The sequence below is a fragment of the Hydromonas duriensis genome (assembly GCF_004363775.1).
GTDB lineage: Bacteria > Pseudomonadota > Gammaproteobacteria > Burkholderiales > Burkholderiaceae > Hydromonas > Hydromonas duriensis.
Map to the genome: position 1 here is coordinate 1 of NZ_SNZE01000023.1, position 18,389 is coordinate 18,389.

Here is an 18,389-nt window from a genome sequence, read left to right on the forward strand (position 1 = left end):
GCAATGTTTGGAAAGCCCCTTTCCAAGAATTTGAGGAGCAATGTTTGGAAAGCCCCTTTCCAAGAATTTGAGGGCAATGTTTGGAAAGCCCCTTTCCAAGAATTTGAGGAGCAATGTTTGGAAAGCCCCTTACCAAGAAATAGAGGGGGATGTTTGGAAAGCCCCTTTCCAAGAATTTTAGAGCGATTCTTGTAAACAGTGTTTACAGGATTTTTGAGGGCTGGTGTTTGACAAGAGTCTTGTCAAAATTTAACGGCTGGTGTTTGTTAAGACTCTTAACAGGATTTTGAGGGTCGATTCTTGTAAAGCCCCTTTACAGGATTTTAAGGTCGATGCTTGTAAACCCCGTTTACAGGATTTGAGGGCTGATTCTTGTAAAGCCCCTTTACAGGATTTGAGGGCTGATTCTTGTAAAGACTCTTTACAGGATTTGAATTTTTTCGGCAAAAATTAAAATATTTGATTAAATTTTCAAATTATTTTCAGAATCCAACAGGGCCGCAATCTGCGGTTTTCTCTTTATTCTTTTTTCATGCAGTAAACACGTAAATCATAATAAATTTTAGATTCTATTCACATGTAATAAATGAGCGTCATTATTTATACATTACGTTGCATTTTATGCCGATTAAGAGCGGTTATAGCTGATGAAAAACCTTAAATTATAATTTGACTGTTTCAATCCGTCAATAGATTCCTAGTAAAAAGTTTTTACTAGGAATGACTAGAAAAAATATTCGACATCCAGCATATTTCGTTCACTTAAAAAATCAGTGAACGGTCATGAAGCATTTCATCCTTGTTTTAACAATTTGCCTATTGCCAGCGACAGCGCATTCGTTTTGCTTTGTACAAGCAGGGCAACGCTATGGCATTGATGCGCAATTGTTACAAGCAGTGGCGCAGACTGAATCAAGTTTGCGGCCGAACATCGAAAGCAGAACACAAGACATCGGCTTGATGGGCATTAATCGGAGCTGGTTGCCTATTTTGCGCAAACGGTTTGGACTCACAGAAGCTGATGTTTGGAACCCGTGCACCAACGTGATGGTGGGGGCATGGATTTTAGCCAATGAGTTCGCCACCAAAGGACGCAATTGGAATGCAGTGGGCGCATATAACGCGGCTTGCATCAAACTCAAAGGCATGGAGTGCGCTAAAGCACGACAAAAGTACACAACAAAGGTATGGCAAACATGGCAACAACTCAAAAGCATGTAACAGGCTGTTTAGTCATTGGACTTGGATTGCTCAGTGGAGTGGGGCAAGCCAGCGATGGCATGCAACCAACACCTAAAACCCTCGTTAAAGGTCAAGGCGCGGATGCGTACTTTTCTTATGGCGTGGAGCAACAAGCGACTTTCAAAAAACCATATGTGACGTGCGTCAATGAAAACGCATGCCCAGTGCGCACACCCAAATCATTGGTTGTGCGCGAGAAAGCACCCGCTGTCGTACCTAAAGCCGTTGAACCCATCCAAGCCGATGCCGTGGCACTGCAAGTTCATTTTGCATTCGCTAAGTCGACATTATCGCCTTACGAACAAAAGCAACTGCAAACGTTAGTACCGACGCTTAAAAAGCAAGGTTCGATTCGTTTGCGGGCGTATACCGACCCTGTGGGCGGTGTCAATTCAACTTATAACCGCCGACTGGCATTGAATCGCGCGATGTCCGTCAAGCAATACCTTACCAAACGTGGCGTGAACAAAGCCAAGTTTGTCATCGAATATAACCCCCCATGCTGTTTGAACGCTGGGGTAACAGCCAACAGTAGTGATGCAGAGCGCCAAGCGTTGCGCGTCGTAGACATCAGCTACTTTGGCAAATAAGAGCCCGAAAGCAACCGCCTCGAAAGGGGCAAACAAAAAGGAAGTAAAAATGAAGTTCTTTAAAACTTTAAAAAGCGTATTTGCCAAATCTGTAACTTACGTTAAATCATCTGTTACTTACGTTAAATCATTATTTACTAAGAAAACAGCAGTTGGTGTCGGTCTGATGGCTGTAACTGGTTTAGCCGTTGCATCTACTGACGGTGCTGAGTTCCAAAGTACCTACACCATGATTAAAGGCTGGACGACTGGTTATTTGGGTCGTGCAATTGCGATTGCATCAGTCTTGATGGGTGCAGGTATCGGTATGGCCAAAAGCACGATCATGCCCGCAGCAATGGGTATTGCATTTGCGTTGGCTTTGACCGTAGGACCAAGCGTGGTCGACGGCATGATGACCGCAATCATCTAATTGAAATCTCATCCAACGGGGCAGGGTAACTTGCCCTGTTTGGATGGAATACACAAAGGCTAAAACATGTCCGCTTATGACTCAAAACAATTGATGCTCGTCACAAAGCTCGATGACCCAATGAAGGTCTTCTTTTGGGACTTCGACCAAGCATTCATCATTATGTTGATGTTTGTCATTGGCATCATGGCGAACATGATTATTTACTGCACGCTAATCGGATTTGGGTTTGCTCATTTGTGGCAGAAACTCAAGGGCAGTAAAAACGCATGGTTTTTAATTCACGGCGGGTTTTGGCATTTACCGTTGTCATCTAAATCAGTACGTTTGGGCGACAGTAGTGAGCGGGAGTTTTTAGGATGAATTTAACATTTACTGTGTTGTGTGTCATTGCAGGTATATGTTTGGTTTTAAAAATGCACAAACGTATCCGAGAGCTGGAAATACAAAATAAGCACTTTAAATTGAAATCGGATACTTTGAATATTCAATACGAAAAATTTGATTCTGAGGAAGCAGGTTTTCGCCGCATGATTAAGAAAATGAGAGAAATCTCAGCAAGGAACATGCTCAAGTATCAGCACATCTACTGTTATAAGGCTTTGAGGCATTCCGACTATTTTGAGTTTGTCTGTTCACTGTACGACACAACCGAATTACCCGATGACAAGCACTTTGTCACGGAAGAACATTTATGTAAATCAGAACTTTGGGATACGGGTTACTGCACCATGTGTGAAGTCCCACATACACATGATGTGATTGATGTTGGGTTGCTCATATTGCTCAAGTCATTTTATGAATCACAACAAATAGCCCTTAAGAACATTACGTTTGAGTTTTGGGTGTCAAGAATCATTGGCATTCGTGTCAGAAAGACGGCCACTGATTTTGAAACACTCGGTTTGAAACTGTTTAATCAAACGCCATTCAAAGGAAAGGGTGAATGATGAATTTAAATGAATATAAAAACAATATCAAAGACAAGCAGTTTGCCAAACAACGTGATGTCATGATTATTGGCGCATTGATAGTGATCGTGTTTGTGCTGTCATTGCGTATTCTCATGGTATCCGACCGCGTGCGAACAGTGGTTGTACCCGCGTCGGTCAATAAAACCTTTTGGGTCGATGGCGACAAAGTGTCCACCGAATACCTTAATCAAATGGGCGTGTATATCGCACAACTGATGTACAACGTCACGCCCGCATCGGCATCAAACCGACACAACTTACTTCTCAGCTATGTGAGCAGCGATGCTTATTCTGCGCTCGACAAAGAATTGGCACGCTCAGATAACGTCATTAAACAAACGAATATTGCCACTTATTTCACACCAACGAGTGTTGGGGCCAGTGAAGAACATCAATCGGTGACGATTAAAGGGGTATTCACAGCGACTCAGGGCGACAAAATCGTACAGACCAACCAACGTGAAGTCGCCATCTCATTCAAATACGACGGCAATAAGTTGATGGTGTCGTCGATTAAAGACGTACAAGGCTTGCAATTAGAGAAGTCCTTAGTCGTCAATCCTGACGAATCAACTGCGGTTGACCCGAAATCAGGCAAAAAGACCAATCAAAACGTTGACGATAAACCTAGAGCTGTTCAGCCTGCACCTGATGCGGCCAGCAACTCACCCAAATGAGGATAACCATGTTTATAACGATTAAACGACTGGCGGCCGCTTTTGTATTGTGCGCAAGCCTAACGGCTCAAGCGGTGCAATACGTGAGCAGTGAAACAGAGAATGCGCACGTTGATATATCTAAAACCGACTTTACCCGCTTAACGATTGAGGGCGGTCGCATTCAAAGCATCCAAACCATCAAGGACGAGCTGGATTCTAAAAAGGATGAGGCCAGCAATGAGTGGTACATCCTGCCCAAAGTCAACAAGCCTATCAGTGTATTTGTGAGCAGTAAAGCGGGCAAAACCTATTTGTTGACTTTAAAGCCCATCGCTAAGTCGGCCGATTCAATCGTGATTCGTGAAAGTGTTCAAGACACTCAAAACCTGCAACGCGAACGTCGTGAACAACTACGCGCAATGGAGCGTGCTTCAGAAAGCTATATGGCCAGCCAAAAGCGCTTCATGTATGCCTTGAGCCATCACGCGGGTTCGGATGATAACGAACTGACTTGCCAAATCAATGGCGAGAACGTGCCATTTTGGAATGAAGCGATGCTGATTAAGCGACGCACATGCTCAGATGGTTCGCTCACGGGCTATGAATACACCTTAACCAATATCAGCAATGCACAAATGGTGCTTGAAGAACCTGAGTTCTTCAAGAAAAACGTCACTGCCGTTGCCATTGAACGACTGGTATTGGCTCCTGATGAATCGACCACTGTATATGTGGTCAGTGGGGTACAGCCATGAAGCGACCGTGCTTTAAATGTCAAAAGCGCAACGTTCCCAAGCCTTACAGAGCGCCAATTAGCAAGGAGCGCAAACGACAATATCTCATTGCAGCAATGGTCTTGATGGGATTGACTGTAGGCATTTTCCTTGCTGCGTTTAAGAGTAGCAGAGAATGTTATGTGATTAATGCTGAGTTGAACACGCCAACGCAAATATTGAATGAACCAGACATCAATAAACGTTCCACGGCTGCGGATGTGGATGCCGTAGAGCAGCGCATTAATCAATTAGAACAAATGATGCGTGAGTTGCAAAAGTCAAAGACCGAAGAATCAGTAAAGAAACATTTAAATTAAAGAAATGAATCGAAGCCATGAAATTACCAAGCTTTAAACGTAACCAAGGCAACGCACCTAAGAAACCCAAAGGGCCGATGACCAAGGCCCGTAAGCGACAATATTTTATTGCAGCCACGGTTGCGGCAGCAATTGGTGGAGCGAGCTTCTTTGGTGCATGGAAGACAAAGAAGAACGAAGAAGAAAGAACCGCCCAAGAAACACAGGTACAGGCCAAACAACCCAAAGTCATCACAACCGACTTGAACCAACCGACGCAAATATTGGATGGCCCCGCCATCACGCAACGCACAATTGGTGCAGACATGGACACACAAGAGCAGCGTCTGTCTCAACTTGAATTGATGATGCGAGACATGCAAAAGGGCAATGCCTTGAATGAGTCTAAAAACGCCATTCCAGGTGCTGACCGTTCATTGCCACCGCCGCCCGCGAACATGTTGCCCGTCCCGACAGCCAAGGGACCCAATGGCTTGGGTGCGGCTCCGACTGAATCCAAAATCGAGACCATTCGATTTGACGGCGGTAACAGCAATGTGCCAGGCATTAATCCCGTCACGGGATTGCCGACTAAACCTGGTACGACGGTGGGCATATTGCAACCAGGCGATTCAGGCACAACAGCATACATTAAAGGCATTCGACCCAACATCGTCGTTACTGAGGACGGTGGTGATGTCACAGTCATTCGAAGAAATCAGAGCCAAGCGATGAATTCTTCGGGAAAGTTTCGGGCGCAAAAGTCCTATGTTCCTACGGGTACGTTTTTTCGGGCGGTACTCTTAGGTGGACTTGATGCCCCGACTGGTGGTGAGAGTTCAACCGCCAATCCGCACCCTGTGTTGATGCAAGTCACACAGATGGCACAACTGCCCAATTCATTTCGCAGCAACTTTAAGAAATGTTTTGTGACGGGTACGGGTTATGGCGACTTGAGTTCTGAACGCGCGATGATTCGCACCGAGCAACTGTCTTGCGTCGGTGTCGATGGTCGCGCAATTGATATACCCATTAAAGGGTATATCGCAGGTGACGACGGCAAGACGGGTGTCTTGGGTCGTTTGGTGTCCAAGCAAGGTGCAGCCATTAAGAACGCCATGATTGCAGGTTTATTGGGCGGTATCGGTCAAGGCTTTAGTTCAGCGGCCAATATCACATCCAATAATGGTTTGGGCACTGTGAGTTCGGTGAGCACGGGCAAGCAGGTACAAAACGCATTGGGTACAGGTGTCGGCAATGCGTTTGACCGACTGGCCAATTACTACGTGAAGCTGGCCGACAAGGTATTCCCTGTGATTGAGGTCAATGCGGGTCGTCAAGTTGACATCGTTCTGCTCAAAGGCTTTCAAATTGACCCTGATGGAGATGACAAATGAAGTTGAACATTAAAAAGGGGGCCGCACTGGTGATGACGGTGGGCTTCATGTTGTGTGGTACGGCGCGCGCGCAAGCCGAACAATGGACGGCGGTGGATACAGTGACGGCGAACTTACAAAAGCGTTACCCCGCAACGCCGTTTAAAGACATCAAAAACACGCCGATTGCAGGCGTGTATCAAGTCACGATGGGCAAGAACGTCGGTTATGTCGACGAAAGCGGTCGTTACTTCATGTTCGGTCACTTGTTTGACATGCAAAGCCAAACTGACCTCACTGCTGTCCCAAAAGACGAGGCCAATAAGCTCAATTTTAAAGACTTGCCATTGGAGCAAGCCATCAAAATCAAGAAAGGCAACGGCAAACAGGTGTTTGCCGTGTTCTCAGACCCTGAATGCCCGTACTGCAAGCAGTTAGAAAACACCCTGACGCGCATGGATAACTACACGCAATACGTGTTTTTGTATCCACTGGACAGCTTGCATCCCAAAGCCAAAGGTTTAGCCAAACAGATTTGGTGTGCCAAACAACCTGCTCAGGCGTGGCAAGACTTAATGCTCGACGGCATTGCACCAACCAATACGGGCGATTGTGCGCATCCCATCGACAAGAATGTTGAATTGGGCGGCAAGCTCGGGGCATCGGGCACACCGACACTGATTCGCGCCGATGGCACGGTCTCAGCAGGGGCGATGCCGCGTGCTGAATTGGAACAATGGTTGAAAGGGCAAGCCAAATGATAAAGCCAATGATTGTGGGCATGAGTGCCTTGTTACTCGTCGCATGTTCAGCCACAGGCCTGGACTCTAAAAAGACATTCAATTGCAAACTGGGTGATTCAGTAAGCGCAGGCTGTAAAAGCATCAGCGAAACCTATATGCACGTCAACGGTGGTGGAGTTGACCCAAATGCACCCTTGGCGGACAACGGCGGCATTCGCCGCACACCGTTCTCAGGGATGCCCGTGCGCACGCCTGAACAAGTGATGCGCGTGTGGGTGGCCCCTTGGGAAGACAAGGACGGCGACTTGCGCGACCAATCGTATATGTATTTGACCTTGCGCGAGAGCCGTTGGCAGATTGCCCACAACTTAGAAAACATTGTTGATGACTATCGTCCAACGATACGTTTATTGGGTGCTGACGGTGCAGAGAAGTCGGTGCAAAAGGCCAATGATGCGCAATTGCCTGACATGGGCTTTAAAGCACCCGCATCGGTGGACCGCACGACTGACCCCAGTCCGTTGAACGCCAAACCCAACCTCATTCCACCACCTGTGGATTTACCTTAATTGAGTTGTCATGTTAAAACACATTAAAAACTTCATTTTTGGTGGTGATCAAGACCCTGAAGCGGTGCCCGAGGCGTATGAGCAAGACCCGATGGATCCGCGATTCATGCACTTTTCTGACCGACTGAATATCGGCGCATGGGATGAAACACATCAACTGTTTCATCTCGACTGCGTGGACGGTCACAAGCACAAGGACGTGGGCGTGGGCTTTGTGGTTGAACTCAATCCGATGTTGGGCGCGAGTGAAGAAGAACTGTCGATTATTCTATCGCTGTTTCAATTGTTACCCGACCATTCAGGGGTTCAAGTCATCACGTTTGGCAGCCCGAACATCAATAAGTTCTTAAACGCCTATGAAGCGATTCAATCGAGCCGTGGCGACACGCCTTTGGGTCGATTGTTTACCACATTGGGGCAAAAGCGCACCAAGTTTTGGAAGGATGCGACACAAAAGAACGTGTTTAAGGGCTTTCCCATCCGTTTGCGCCATTTCAGGGTGATTGTGTCGGTCAATTTGAATGGCATCGACAGCAATAACCCATCGGACATGGAGCACGCCAGTACGGTGCGCCAACAAATCATATCGACATTATCCAGTGCCAATCTGTTTCGTTCATCTTGGCGGCCGAATGATTTATTGGCATGGAACCGTGACTTACTCAATCCAGGGCGATTGTTGTACGGTGAAGACGAACATATGGTCGATGAGGTCGATGAGATGACCCCATTGCGCGACCAAATGATTCACCGCAATACGTTTCTGCGTTTCTTTGACAGCGGAGAGGGCGCTCAATTCGGTTTTAAACGCACGAATAACCCCGTGACCATGCGCACGTACTCGGTTAAAACCTACCCGAGCAATCGCCCATTTAACATCAACGGCATGCGCCGTTTGATTGGCGATGAGAAGAAAACCATGCTCAATTACCCGTGCCCGTTTTACTTGGTCATGAACATGGTCAAGGGCGATTACGAGAAAGTCAAATCGGCCACGATTTTAAAAGCCGCGCGCGCCACTCAACGTTCATCGCAACCGTTGGCCGCATTCTTGCCTGAAATTGCCGAGAAAGCCCGCGACTGGGGGATGTTGCAAGCATCCTATAACGAAAACACAGGCGGGCCTGTTAAATGCTTTAACCAATTGGTGTTGTTGGATCATCCCGACAATATCATCGCTTCTGAAAACACGGCCCTTGCGATTTGGCGTGCCAGTGGCTTTGAGTTGGTACAGGACATCTACTTACAAAAGCAATCGCTACTAAGCGCAATGCCGATGGCGTTGGATGAGGACTTCATCGGTGGATTGGAGCAAACCAAACGATTCACCACTAAAACCATGCTCAATGCCGTCAATTTGTCGCCGATGATGGGCGAGTGGACGGGCATTGGCCGCCCGCTGATTGGTTTATTTGGTCGCAATGGTGAAGCGATGGCTTTGGACCTGTTCTCAAACCCATCGGGTAACTACAACGCGGCCGTGGTCGGCGCATCGGGTTCAGGCAAGTCATTCTTTTTGAATGAACTGGCGCGAAACCTGTTGGGTTCAGGCGCGCACGGCTACATCATTGATAAAGGCCGTTCATATAAAGCCTTGTGCCAATTCATTGGCGGTCAATACATCGAATTTAATACCGAATCGAGCTTGGTACTGGCGCCATTCGACATGGTGGTCGACATCAATGAAGACCGCGAAATGCTCAAGCTGATTATCAGCACGATGGCCGCACCGAATACAGGCCTGAATGAGTACCAAGGCTCTGTGGTCGAGAAAATCATCACGAAATTGTGGGTTGAAAAGGGCAATCAAGCGAACATGGACGACATGGCCGAAGCCTTGATTCACTACAAAAACGACCACGGCCAATTGGACCCTGAGATTAATCGTTTGGGCACGCAAATGTTCAGTTTCACCACGGCGGGTGTCTACGGCCGTTGGTTTAACGGTCAATCGAACTTGAAGTTTGACAGCGAGCTGGTGGTGTTGGAGATGGACGATTTGTCCAACAAGCCTGATTTACAGAAAGTCATCATCAAGCTGGTGCTGTACCTCATCACCCAGAAAATGTATGAAACCCGCGAGCGTCGTAAGTTCTGCATGATTGACGAAGCATGGGACTTGCTCGAGGGCGGTACCGATGCGGCCAAGTTCATTAATGAAGGTTATCGCAAGATTCGTAAGTATGACGGCTCATTCATCACGGCCACACAAAACGCGGTTGACTACTCGTTGTCGTTAGCGGCTCAAGCCGCTTTGCAAAACTCGGACTGGGTGTTTGCCTTGCGCGGCAAGGAACAAACGGTGGTTGAGTTGGCCGACAAGCTCAAACTCGGTGAGAGTGAACAAGCGGACATTCGGTCATTGCAAACGGTGCAGGGCGTGTTCTCTGAGATTTGGATGTATTACGCCGAAGGCTCAGGCATTGGGCGCTTGTACTCTGACCCATACAACCACTTGATGTCGAGTACCAAAGCGTCTGACTTTGAAGCGTTGCGCCTCAAACAAAAGCAAGGCATGAGTATTTCAGAAGCCTTGGATGCCGTGATGCAAGACCGAGCGGCGGCAGGCATTGAGCATTGATTAAACGCAAAAACCACTGAACCAAACCCTCAAGCCTCTATTTGGCTCAATCCAAACATATCAAAAGGACAAACATGGACAACACCCAACAAGACCCTCAAGTTGTTGAGACCCCAAAAACCGTCATGGATGACGCAAACGACATGATGAATGAACACGTCGGCATTTCATTGGTCGCGGCCATTGTACTGTGCTTTGCAATGAGCTTAATGAGCGTGGTGTTATATCACTTCTACATTGCACCGAAGCCGACCAAGTTCGGCTTGCTCGATGTTCAGAAAATCACCTCACTCATTGAGAATCAAGCCCGTCAGACCATTGTTGAGAACCTCAATGCGTCTGAAGCGCAGCAGCAAGCCGCTCGCAACAGCTTTGAATACAACATGCGCAACTTGCAGGAAGTCATCAACAAAACAGGCGATGAGTGCCAATGCGTATTGATTGTCAAAGCGGCCACACTCAATACTCAATCGAAACGTTTGCCTGACTACACCGCTCAAGCGATTGAACGCATGAACTTGCAGCCTGTTGCTGCACCCGTGGCACCTGTTGCAGCCCCGCAAGTGGCACCCAGTGCGCCAGCAGTCCCCGCCGACCGCATCGGTGTACCGACCAATTAAACCCTATTGAAAGTATCGCATGAGTACTGAGAATACACCCAAACTGAAAGCAGAGCCGATTTTAGACATCATCAATCGGTCTAAGGAGTTCAATAACGACCAAAAGTGGTGGTTACGCTTATGTTTGTTCATTCCAAAGCCCATCATGATTACATTCGTACTGATGCTGTGGAGCAGCATGTTCACGTTCTCAATTAATGAGGGGCATTCCATGCCTGGTCACTTGTATGTTGTGAACCGAATGGACAAGGAGTTGGTCAAGGGTGAAGTGTACAAGTTCTCATACCACGGCGAACACTTCATTCATGGTGTCTTGTTCACCAAGAAAGTGGTCGGTGTTGAGGGCGACGTGGTGAGCGTTAAAGGGCGCGAAATCTTCATCAACGGTGTCTCTGTGGCCGTGGCGAAAGAATACAGTTTGGCGGGCAAGCCCTTGGCGGTCAACTCGTTTCAAGGTGTGATTCCACCGTACAAGTTCTTTTATATCGGTGAGCACCCTGATAGCTTTGACAGCCGCTATCAAATGGCAGGATTTGGCGACACGCGCGATGTCGCGGGTCGTGCGTACATGTTGTTTTAATGGGGGGCAGACATGAACCATCGTACTCGACATTTCATTCAATACAGCGCACTGGCGTTGGCCGTGACAGCGGGCGTGTGGTCGTTGGCTCAAGCACAATCAATCGAGCCTGCAACCGCTGCGCCTGCACTGGCGACTGACTTAATGGGTCGCACGTACCCCATCACTGAAACCGACGCATTGGTCGCGATTCAAAACCGCTTAAATGCGTTACAACAATCGGGTGAGCTGGAGCGCATGTCCAACCAAATCAAAGCCAACATCGAGGGCCATATTCTTGAGCCACAGCCGATTGAGGGCATTGTGACCGTCACCCAAAACGCGGTGCGTTACTTTGACCCCACATGGGTCTTGCCCGAGGATTTGTATGACGATGCAGGGCACGTCATGGCCGCCAAAGGCACCAAGGTCAATCCACTGGATGTGATGCCTGTTCACAAGAAGCTGTTCTTCTTTGACGGGCGCGACCGTGCGCAAGTCGACATGGCCAAGAAGCTGGCCGTTCAGTATGGCGCTGATTTCACGCCCATCCTGACGGCGGGCAGTTGGGTGGACTTGTCGAATGAAATGCAACAAGCGGTGTATTTCGACCAAATGGGCAAAATGACCCAACGCATGAGCATCACGGCCGTGCCTGCATTGGTGGCTCAGGAGGGCAAACTGATGCGCATCGAGGAAATCAAACCATGAGAACCCGTCTGAACTCGTTGTGGTTGCGCTGTTTGATGATGTTGTTGGTGGTGTTCGCCACGCCGACGATGGCGCAAACCATCGCCAACGGCGTGCAAAAGGCCAAGGATTTGACCTGCCAAGGCAAATTCGTCAACCCGATTACCGATATTTGCTGGTCGTGCGTCCTGCCCATCAAAATCGGTGGCGGCTATACGCTCATGGCGATGGGTCAGGAGGATTACGATTCGATGGGCAGTGATAAGAAAATGCTCTGTGCCTGCTCAAACCCCACACGCGTAGGCGTGCAGTTGTCGTTTTGGGAGCCAACTCACCTGATTGAGACCGTTCGTCATCCGTTTTGTATGGTGAGCCTGGGCGGCTTGAATTGGGGCAAGACCTTTAACGATAAAGTCAGCAGCAATGACTCATTGGCCAAGTGGTTCGGTGGTTCACACAAAGAAGACAACACCAAAGCAAGCATGGGTGGTGGTTCAACCGCATCGTTCTATCAAGCCCATTGGTACAAGAACCCTGTCATTTACTGGTTGCAGGTGATTTTAGGTGACGATTATTGCCTGGACAAAGGCACGATGGACATCGGTTGGATGACCGAATTGGACCCGACATGGAAATCGCCTGAATTGGCCATGCTACAAGCCCCTGATGCGGCCTTGTTTGCCAATCCCATCGCGCAAGCGGTGTGCGCGGCCGACTGCATCAAAGCGAATATGGGATTCCCCAGTGAGAAATTGTTTTGGTGTGCGGGTTGTCATGGTTCGGTGTACCCGTTTACAGGGTTCATTTCGAATCAAGTCAGTCCCGTGCAAGCGGCCAAACTGATGGTGGCGCGGATTCAAACCAAAATGCACCGCGACTTTGTGGCGCACACCGCCACAGGCAAAGCAGGGCTGTGCGGGTTCAGGTTGCAACCGCTTATGGATAAACGCCAATACAAAATGGCGATGACTTACCCGATTCCTGCCCGTAAAACTAATGGCAAGTGCTGTGAACCGATTGGGCGCACCACGTTGGTTCGTGACATCGGCAAGTCATTCCCCTACAAGGGTCAAGACTTCGCCTACCAAATCTTCCGCAAACGCGACTGTTGCGCGGCTTACAAATACAATTGATGAACTGGTATTGATATGGCTCTTTCAAAAAAGCAACGTGAGCAAGTAAGAAACATGTTTGATGGCAAATGTGCTTACTGCGGACAAACTCTAGCAGACCGTTGGCATGCAGATCACGTTAAGGCAATTAAGCGAGTTAGTGACTTTGTAAATGGAAAATTTATTCCTACAGGTCGAGTGCTTAGACCTGAAAACGATACTTTTGATAATTATTTTCCCTCGTGCGCACCTTGCAACATCAATAAATCGAACCATGAGTCATTAGATGATTGGCGACGAACGCTTGAAGGGAAAATCAACGAACTGAATAGGGACAGTAGTACATACAGACATGCAAAGCGCTTCGGACTATTAGTTGAAACAGGCGCAAAAATTGTTTTCTATTTTGAGCGTTCAAACAGAAATTAATTTTAGAAAAGGCCAATCAAATGAATCTCATCAATTCAAACAAACTTAAAAAAGCTGTCCTATTGACCAGCATCATCGCATGTGTCGCGGTTGCGGCTCAACCGAATCTAAACGACGTGAACCTCAAAACAGGCCAAGAACGGGCGCAATCGATATTGCAACAGGTCGCGCCCAAAGCCCCGACGATTGACGAACCCAGCATCAAGGTCGATGTGTCCGATGTTCAGTCGCGTGTACCGACCCTGCCTGAACAACAAGGTCAAGTGGCGGCTTCACCTGAATTGATTGACCCATTGGCGGTCGCTGCGCGTGCCAAACGCACTTACGCCGAAGACATCGATCCAACCATGCTCGAGGGCACCAATGTATTGGTGTTTGTGTCGTTTTCAATGCCTGAAGCGAGCTTGAAGCGCATTGCCACTGAAGTGGCCAAGGTGCACGGCACAATGGTGTTGCGCGGCTTTGTCGGTGACTCACTCAAGCAAACGGTCGATGCCTTAAACCCACTGACCAATTTAGGGGCGCAGGTACAGATTCACCCTGAACTGTTCAAAGCGTTCAATGTGACTCAAGTACCGACGTATGTTTTAGTGAAGCCAGGTTCGAGTTTAGAAGGGTGCGGTGATTTGAACTCGTCTTGCCAAAACCACCTGACGGGTATGGGTGACGCATCATTGCGCTCAGTGCTCGAACGCATGAGCCGTACCCCAAACAATCCATTGACGGCATCGGCTCAAGCGGTGTTATCGAAGCTGGAGGCGATTGAATGAGCGGATGGGGCCAGTCACTTCGACGGGTTGCGGTGATGTTGTTCATCGCAGGGCAAGCATGGGCGCAAACGTCTGTGACGGATGCGGTCAACAGCATGTCGGGCTTGAGCCAAGGGGCATTGGATAACATCCAAAAGGGTGATCCTGCCCAAGCCGTGCCCAAATACACCGACCAAAACGCCAATGAATCGTTGTATGGCGGTGGCGATGTGTTGCCGACAGACCCTGGTAGCAACAAAATCTCAGGCTGTGCGGTCAATCCCGCCAAACCCAATATTTACGACCGTCAAGACTGTGAGAGCGTCAACTTTGTGATGAAGAACCGCAAAGTACGCCCCAACATCACGGTGACCAACAAAGACCCCATTATTGCAGGCAATCGCCCGATAACCAACGACCCGCGCGATACATTAGAGAAGTACAAATGGATTGTGCCGACCAATTCAGACGGTTCATTCGGCAATTTGCCCAGTGGCGCGTGTTCACCGACCACCATCAGTACACCTGCGACATATGAAGAACGCAAATGCACGTTTTACAAGGGTTCAGAGAACTTCTTGTGTAAAGCCCCGCTGGTGGTTGAGGTCAAGCCGCATTTTAACTACCTGTGCCAAGACAGCAGTGCGGTCAACAGCACTGGGGCGTGTAGCAAGGTGTTGCACGTCAACTGCATCAATGACTGTGTGGCCTTGTCCGATGTCAGCATCACGCAATTTAGCCAATTTGTTCACCCAATGAACATCACTACCCAACAAATGGGCGGCGGTGTGACACAAGTGACGATTCAGGGCAGTACAGTAGGTGGCCGATATGCGGCGGCGACCATCACCATTGGTAACAAATCAAATATGGAATACATCAAGGTCATTTCATCAAACCGCACTTTGAATGATACCCGCAACAATCGAGACACCGCAGCCATCGGTGTGTATCCAGGGTTTGTTAACTACAGCAATTGGGGGCCTGCGGTGTCTATCGGCCAAAACTTTTGGGGGATGCTGAACAATGCCAGTCAGTTAAAGCCTGGTACGAACACGATGCAGCTATGGTCGAATGACTCTCGTAACTACAACTACATCATGGTCATTGAGTACAAACGTGCAGCCGCCACCTGCAATCAGTCATGCAGTGAATCGCTAGAGAACAACTGCACGTCATATGAGCAAAGGAGCCGATGATGAGCCTTTGGAAACGACTCACGCATGGCTTCGTGCTGTTCACCCTGTTGGTGAACCTCACCAGTCCGTTGACGGCGATGGCGGCCGAATGCAAACGCACGGGTTCAGTCTGCACCCAAGGGGCGCAAACCCGCAACATCAACGGCATTAATGTCTATAAAGACTGTTGGGCGTGGCAAGACACGTATCAATGCACCACCACGGGTGGCACCAGCAGTTGCGCACCGTTGAGTGGCACCAGCGGTTGTGGCCAAAACAGCTCTACTTGCCTTGAAACGAGCTTAATCACGGGCGAATGTATTCGCTACTCAAAACAATACAGTTGCGACAAAGACATCAAACTGGCCAATGGCGGCAACTTACCTGCAGGAATTACGGAGCAGGCCCCGACCCATGAAATCACCAGCCACTTTGATGAAAGTGCGTGTGAAGCCAGTAAAAGTCAATTGAGTGGTTGTGCCTTGCAGACAACGACGTGCACCGCAGGCTTTGCCACTAAAACCATCAATGGTGTTGAGGTCAGTTTCCCATGCTGGGAGAACGAAGAAGCCTACCAATGCTTGTCCAAACAACCGAACACGACGTGCGACGACACCGAATTGAACGACAAATGTACGTTTAAAACCAGTCAATGTATTAATTGGGTCAATGGCGAATGTCAGACAGGCGAAAACATCTACACCTGTAAAACCCGTGAGGGCACCAGTAGTGCCTCGGATTCGTGCAAAGACAAAGACTTTGCCAATGTCATGGCGGGCATGGAGGGTGCACGAGAGTTTGCCAAATACTTTGATGAAAGCTCGCTTGAGTTCTTCAAGGGCGATGATTCACGTTGTACCGTCAAGCTCGGTGGCGCGTTGGGTGGCGACTGTTGCAAAGCCAAAGGCGATTCACACGCTTGGCGCGACGCGGCGATTCAATACGCGGCTGAGTATGCCTTGGGTGAATTGGCCAGTGGCTACACCTTCACCGTTCTAACGACGAGTGCCAGTACAACTATGGCGGGTCTGGTCGGTTCCACCGTGACAACAGCATCCGTATCCACCTATGGTGTGGGTACCGCTGTCGGGGCCAATGGCTCGATGGCGCTGACATTTAACCCTGTGTTGTTTGCAGCGGCCGTGGCCATCTACTTCATTATGCAGTTCTTGGCGTGCGACATGGAGGACAAGAAAACCGTCCTTAAAAAGCAAGCAGGCCTGTGTGTGTCGGTCGGCAGCTTTTGTTCCAACAAAATCGTCGGCGCGTGCATTGAAAAGACCCAAACCTATTGCTGTTTTGTGTCCAAACTCGCCCGCATCATCAATCAGCAGGGCAAGGCACAACTTGGCATGGATTACGGTAAAGACCCTGAACATCCCACATGCAATGGTTTCAAACCCGAAGACCTCGAGAAAATCGACTTTGGCCAAATGGACTTAACCGAGTTTGCCAATGACATTGAGTTCACCTTGCCCGATTTCTCGAAGTTGACCAATGACGCTCAAAACAAAGCGGACCAACAACTCAATCAGTTGAATCAGCCGTCCGCACCCGCAACGCAAGGAACTTACTATGACACACCCTAACCCAACCCCTGAATTGAACAAGCGATTCATCACCACCGTGGCTTTGGCGGCCGTCAGCACGTTGGCGGTCATCACCGTAGCGCACAGTCAATCGACCAAAGCGCGGCCGCATGAAGCGGAATTGCTCAAGTTGGCACAAGGTATCGTGCCTTTGCCCGAGGGCGATGTGCGCGGCTTGGTGGCACTGGCCGCGACCTATGGCAAGGCAGAAGGGCAGTTCACGGGGCAAATCGTCAAGGACATGTCTCAAAAAATGGGTTCTAAGGTCGACATGCACGTCTATGCCGTATTGATGCAAGAACAGGTGGATGGTTGCCCTAAAGTCAAAATCACCTTTAAAGACTTGGAGCATCCGAACATCACGTCGGAGGCAGCGACCCAGGAGATTAAAGCGTGTTCAAAGAACAATTAAAACAGCTCAAGGAGATGTCGATGTTAAAGAAATGTATTTTAGGCGCTGTCCTGGTGTGCTTAAGCGCACTCACCTGGGTGCACGCACAGGCGAATGATGCCGACGAGTCGTCGAGCACGGCTTGGTACGATTCACGGGCCTTGTCTGACAGTGATCGGCCGTACTTGTTCTATCCCGATGCCAATAAGCCCAAAAAGCAAGCCAATGAAGCACCGCAAACGGGTGAACAAGCGGTGCAGGCGATGGAGGCGTTGCAACAGAGCGTCAAAATGGCCCGCGCATTGGCCTTGATGAATCCGACACAGGACAACCTCAAAGACTATATCGCCAAGCAAGAAGCGATGATGGACCGTGCGGCCAAGTTCACCGACGTATGGCGACGGACCATTTGGCAAAACCCTGAACTCGATTACAGCCAAACCCATCGCCCATCGGACAATCTGGCCATTAAAGCCTATGACAATGACAAGGATGCCCGCACCAAAGAAATCATGGCCAATATTGCGCAAACCCAAGGCTTATTGTTCTTTATTCGGGGCGATTGCACCTATTGCCATACGTTTGCACCGATTCTCAAGCAGTTTCAAGACACTTACGGCTTAAGCGTGATGGTGGTGACTTTAGATGGCGGCACGATCGAGGGCTTCGAACAAGAAACCGTGCCTGACAACGGCATCTCGCAAGCACTGGGCGTGACCGTCACACCAACATTGTTCTTGGCCGACACGCGCAACAGGCGTTATTTGCCAATCGGCAGTGGTGTGATGTCCATCACCGAGCTGGAAACACGTTTTATTGCCTTGCTTAAAGAACCTGGCACATCATTTTAAAGG

23 protein-coding genes are annotated in these 18,389 nt (G+C 48.9%); all 23 read left to right on the forward strand.

Going from position 1 to position 18,389, the window contains the following annotated elements:
* Positions 1–195, forward strand: a 195-nt coding sequence (locus DFR44_RS11575; RefSeq protein ID WP_211336926.1) for a hypothetical protein, incomplete at its 5' end; no start/stop codon positions are given.
* 588 nt (positions 196–783) lie between these two features.
* Positions 784–1,221, forward strand: coding sequence for a lytic transglycosylase domain-containing protein (locus DFR44_RS09075; RefSeq protein ID WP_133621259.1), 438 nt, complete (start codon positions 784–786; stop codon positions 1,219–1,221).
* Positions 1,197–1,832: an OmpA family protein gene (locus tag DFR44_RS09080; protein ID WP_162845224.1), complete on the forward strand. Its 636-nt coding sequence runs from the start codon at positions 1,197–1,199 to the stop codon at positions 1,830–1,832. Before DFR44_RS09075 ends, DFR44_RS09080 begins: the two co-directional genes overlap by 25 nt.
* A gap of 49 nt (positions 1,833–1,881) precedes the next feature.
* Positions 1,882–2,244: a TraA family conjugative transfer protein gene (gene traA, locus DFR44_RS09085; protein WP_133621261.1), complete on the forward strand. Its 363-nt coding sequence runs from the start codon at positions 1,882–1,884 to the stop codon at positions 2,242–2,244.
* Between the two features lie 66 nt (positions 2,245–2,310).
* Positions 2,311–2,607 (forward strand): type IV conjugative transfer system protein TraL, encoded by a 297-nt coding sequence (traL, locus tag DFR44_RS09090; RefSeq protein WP_133621262.1) that lies wholly within the window; start codon positions 2,311–2,313, stop codon positions 2,605–2,607.
* 53 nt (positions 2,608–2,660) lie between these two features.
* Positions 2,661–3,194, forward strand: a complete 534-nt coding sequence (locus DFR44_RS09095) for a hypothetical protein (RefSeq protein ID WP_133621263.1) — start codon at positions 2,661–2,663, stop codon at positions 3,192–3,194.
* Entirely contained in the window at positions 3,191–3,895 is a 705-nt protein-coding gene (traE, locus tag DFR44_RS09100; RefSeq protein WP_133621264.1) for a type IV conjugative transfer system protein TraE, read from the forward strand. Before DFR44_RS09095 ends, traE begins: the two co-directional genes overlap by 4 nt.
* Positions 3,896–3,903: 8 nt before the next feature.
* The gene (locus DFR44_RS09105; protein WP_162845225.1) at positions 3,904–4,632 is read left to right on the forward strand and encodes a TraK domain-containing protein; all 729 of its coding nucleotides are present in this window, start codon (positions 3,904–3,906) and stop codon (positions 4,630–4,632) included.
* Positions 4,629–4,970 (forward strand): hypothetical protein, encoded by a 342-nt coding sequence (locus DFR44_RS09110; RefSeq protein ID WP_133621266.1) that lies wholly within the window; start codon positions 4,629–4,631, stop codon positions 4,968–4,970. Before DFR44_RS09105 ends, DFR44_RS09110 begins: the two co-directional genes overlap by 4 nt.
* A 17-nt stretch (positions 4,971–4,987) precedes the next feature.
* Positions 4,988–6,346 carry a TraB/TrbI/VirB10 family type IV secretion system protein gene (locus DFR44_RS09115; RefSeq protein ID WP_133621267.1) on the forward strand — a complete coding sequence of 453 codons (1,359 nt, stop codon included), beginning with the start codon at positions 4,988–4,990 and terminating at the stop codon, positions 6,344–6,346.
* Positions 6,343–7,086: a DsbC family protein gene (locus DFR44_RS09120; protein WP_211336927.1), complete on the forward strand. Its 744-nt coding sequence runs from the start codon at positions 6,343–6,345 to the stop codon at positions 7,084–7,086. Before DFR44_RS09115 ends, DFR44_RS09120 begins: the two co-directional genes overlap by 4 nt.
* Positions 7,083–7,637: a TraV family lipoprotein gene (locus DFR44_RS09125; protein WP_162845226.1), complete on the forward strand. Its 555-nt coding sequence runs from the start codon at positions 7,083–7,085 to the stop codon at positions 7,635–7,637. The genes DFR44_RS09120 and DFR44_RS09125 overlap by 4 nt, the downstream gene beginning before the upstream one ends.
* Positions 7,638–7,647: 10 nt before the next feature.
* Entirely contained in the window at positions 7,648–10,218 is a 2,571-nt protein-coding gene (gene traC / locus DFR44_RS09130) for a type IV secretion system protein TraC (RefSeq protein WP_133621269.1), read from the forward strand.
* Positions 10,219–10,292: 74 nt separating this feature from the next.
* Positions 10,293–10,838 carry a hypothetical protein gene (locus tag DFR44_RS09135; RefSeq protein WP_133621270.1) on the forward strand — a complete coding sequence of 182 codons (546 nt, stop codon included), beginning with the start codon at positions 10,293–10,295 and terminating at the stop codon, positions 10,836–10,838.
* 19 nt (positions 10,839–10,857) lie between these two features.
* On the forward strand, positions 10,858–11,418 hold the full coding sequence (locus DFR44_RS09140; RefSeq protein WP_133621271.1) for a S26 family signal peptidase: 561 nt from the start codon (positions 10,858–10,860) through the stop codon (positions 11,416–11,418).
* A 12-nt stretch (positions 11,419–11,430) separates the two neighbouring features.
* Positions 11,431–12,108, forward strand: coding sequence for a type-F conjugative transfer system protein TraW (gene traW / locus DFR44_RS09145; RefSeq protein ID WP_133621272.1), 678 nt, complete (start codon positions 11,431–11,433; stop codon positions 12,106–12,108).
* Entirely contained in the window at positions 12,105–13,220 is a 1,116-nt protein-coding gene (locus DFR44_RS09150) for a TraU family protein (protein WP_211336928.1), read from the forward strand. The genes traW and DFR44_RS09150 overlap by 4 nt, the downstream gene beginning before the upstream one ends.
* Before the next feature lie 15 nt (positions 13,221–13,235).
* Positions 13,236–13,628, forward strand: a complete 393-nt coding sequence (locus DFR44_RS09155; protein WP_133621273.1) for an HNH endonuclease — start codon at positions 13,236–13,238, stop codon at positions 13,626–13,628.
* A 20-nt stretch (positions 13,629–13,648) separates the two neighbouring features.
* Complete coding sequence (gene trbC, locus DFR44_RS09160) at positions 13,649–14,398, forward strand: type-F conjugative transfer system pilin assembly protein TrbC (RefSeq protein WP_133621274.1); 750 nt, start codon at positions 13,649–13,651, stop codon at positions 14,396–14,398.
* A complete protein-coding gene (locus DFR44_RS09165; RefSeq protein ID WP_133621275.1) occupies positions 14,395–15,576 on the forward strand; it encodes a hypothetical protein in 1,182 nt (393 codons plus the stop codon). The genes trbC and DFR44_RS09165 overlap by 4 nt, the downstream gene beginning before the upstream one ends.
* Positions 15,576–17,144, forward strand: a complete 1,569-nt coding sequence (gene traN / locus DFR44_RS09170; protein WP_170175395.1) for a conjugal transfer protein TraN — start codon at positions 15,576–15,578, stop codon at positions 17,142–17,144. The genes DFR44_RS09165 and traN overlap by 1 nt, the downstream gene beginning before the upstream one ends.
* Complete coding sequence (locus DFR44_RS09175) at positions 17,131–17,556, forward strand: hypothetical protein (RefSeq protein ID WP_133621277.1); 426 nt, start codon at positions 17,131–17,133, stop codon at positions 17,554–17,556. Before traN ends, DFR44_RS09175 begins: the two co-directional genes overlap by 14 nt.
* A gap of 20 nt (positions 17,557–17,576) precedes the next feature.
* The gene (gene traF / locus DFR44_RS09180) at positions 17,577–18,386 is read left to right on the forward strand and encodes a conjugal transfer protein TraF (protein ID WP_162845227.1); all 810 of its coding nucleotides are present in this window, start codon (positions 17,577–17,579) and stop codon (positions 18,384–18,386) included.
* The last annotated feature ends 3 nt before the right edge of the window (positions 18,387–18,389 follow it).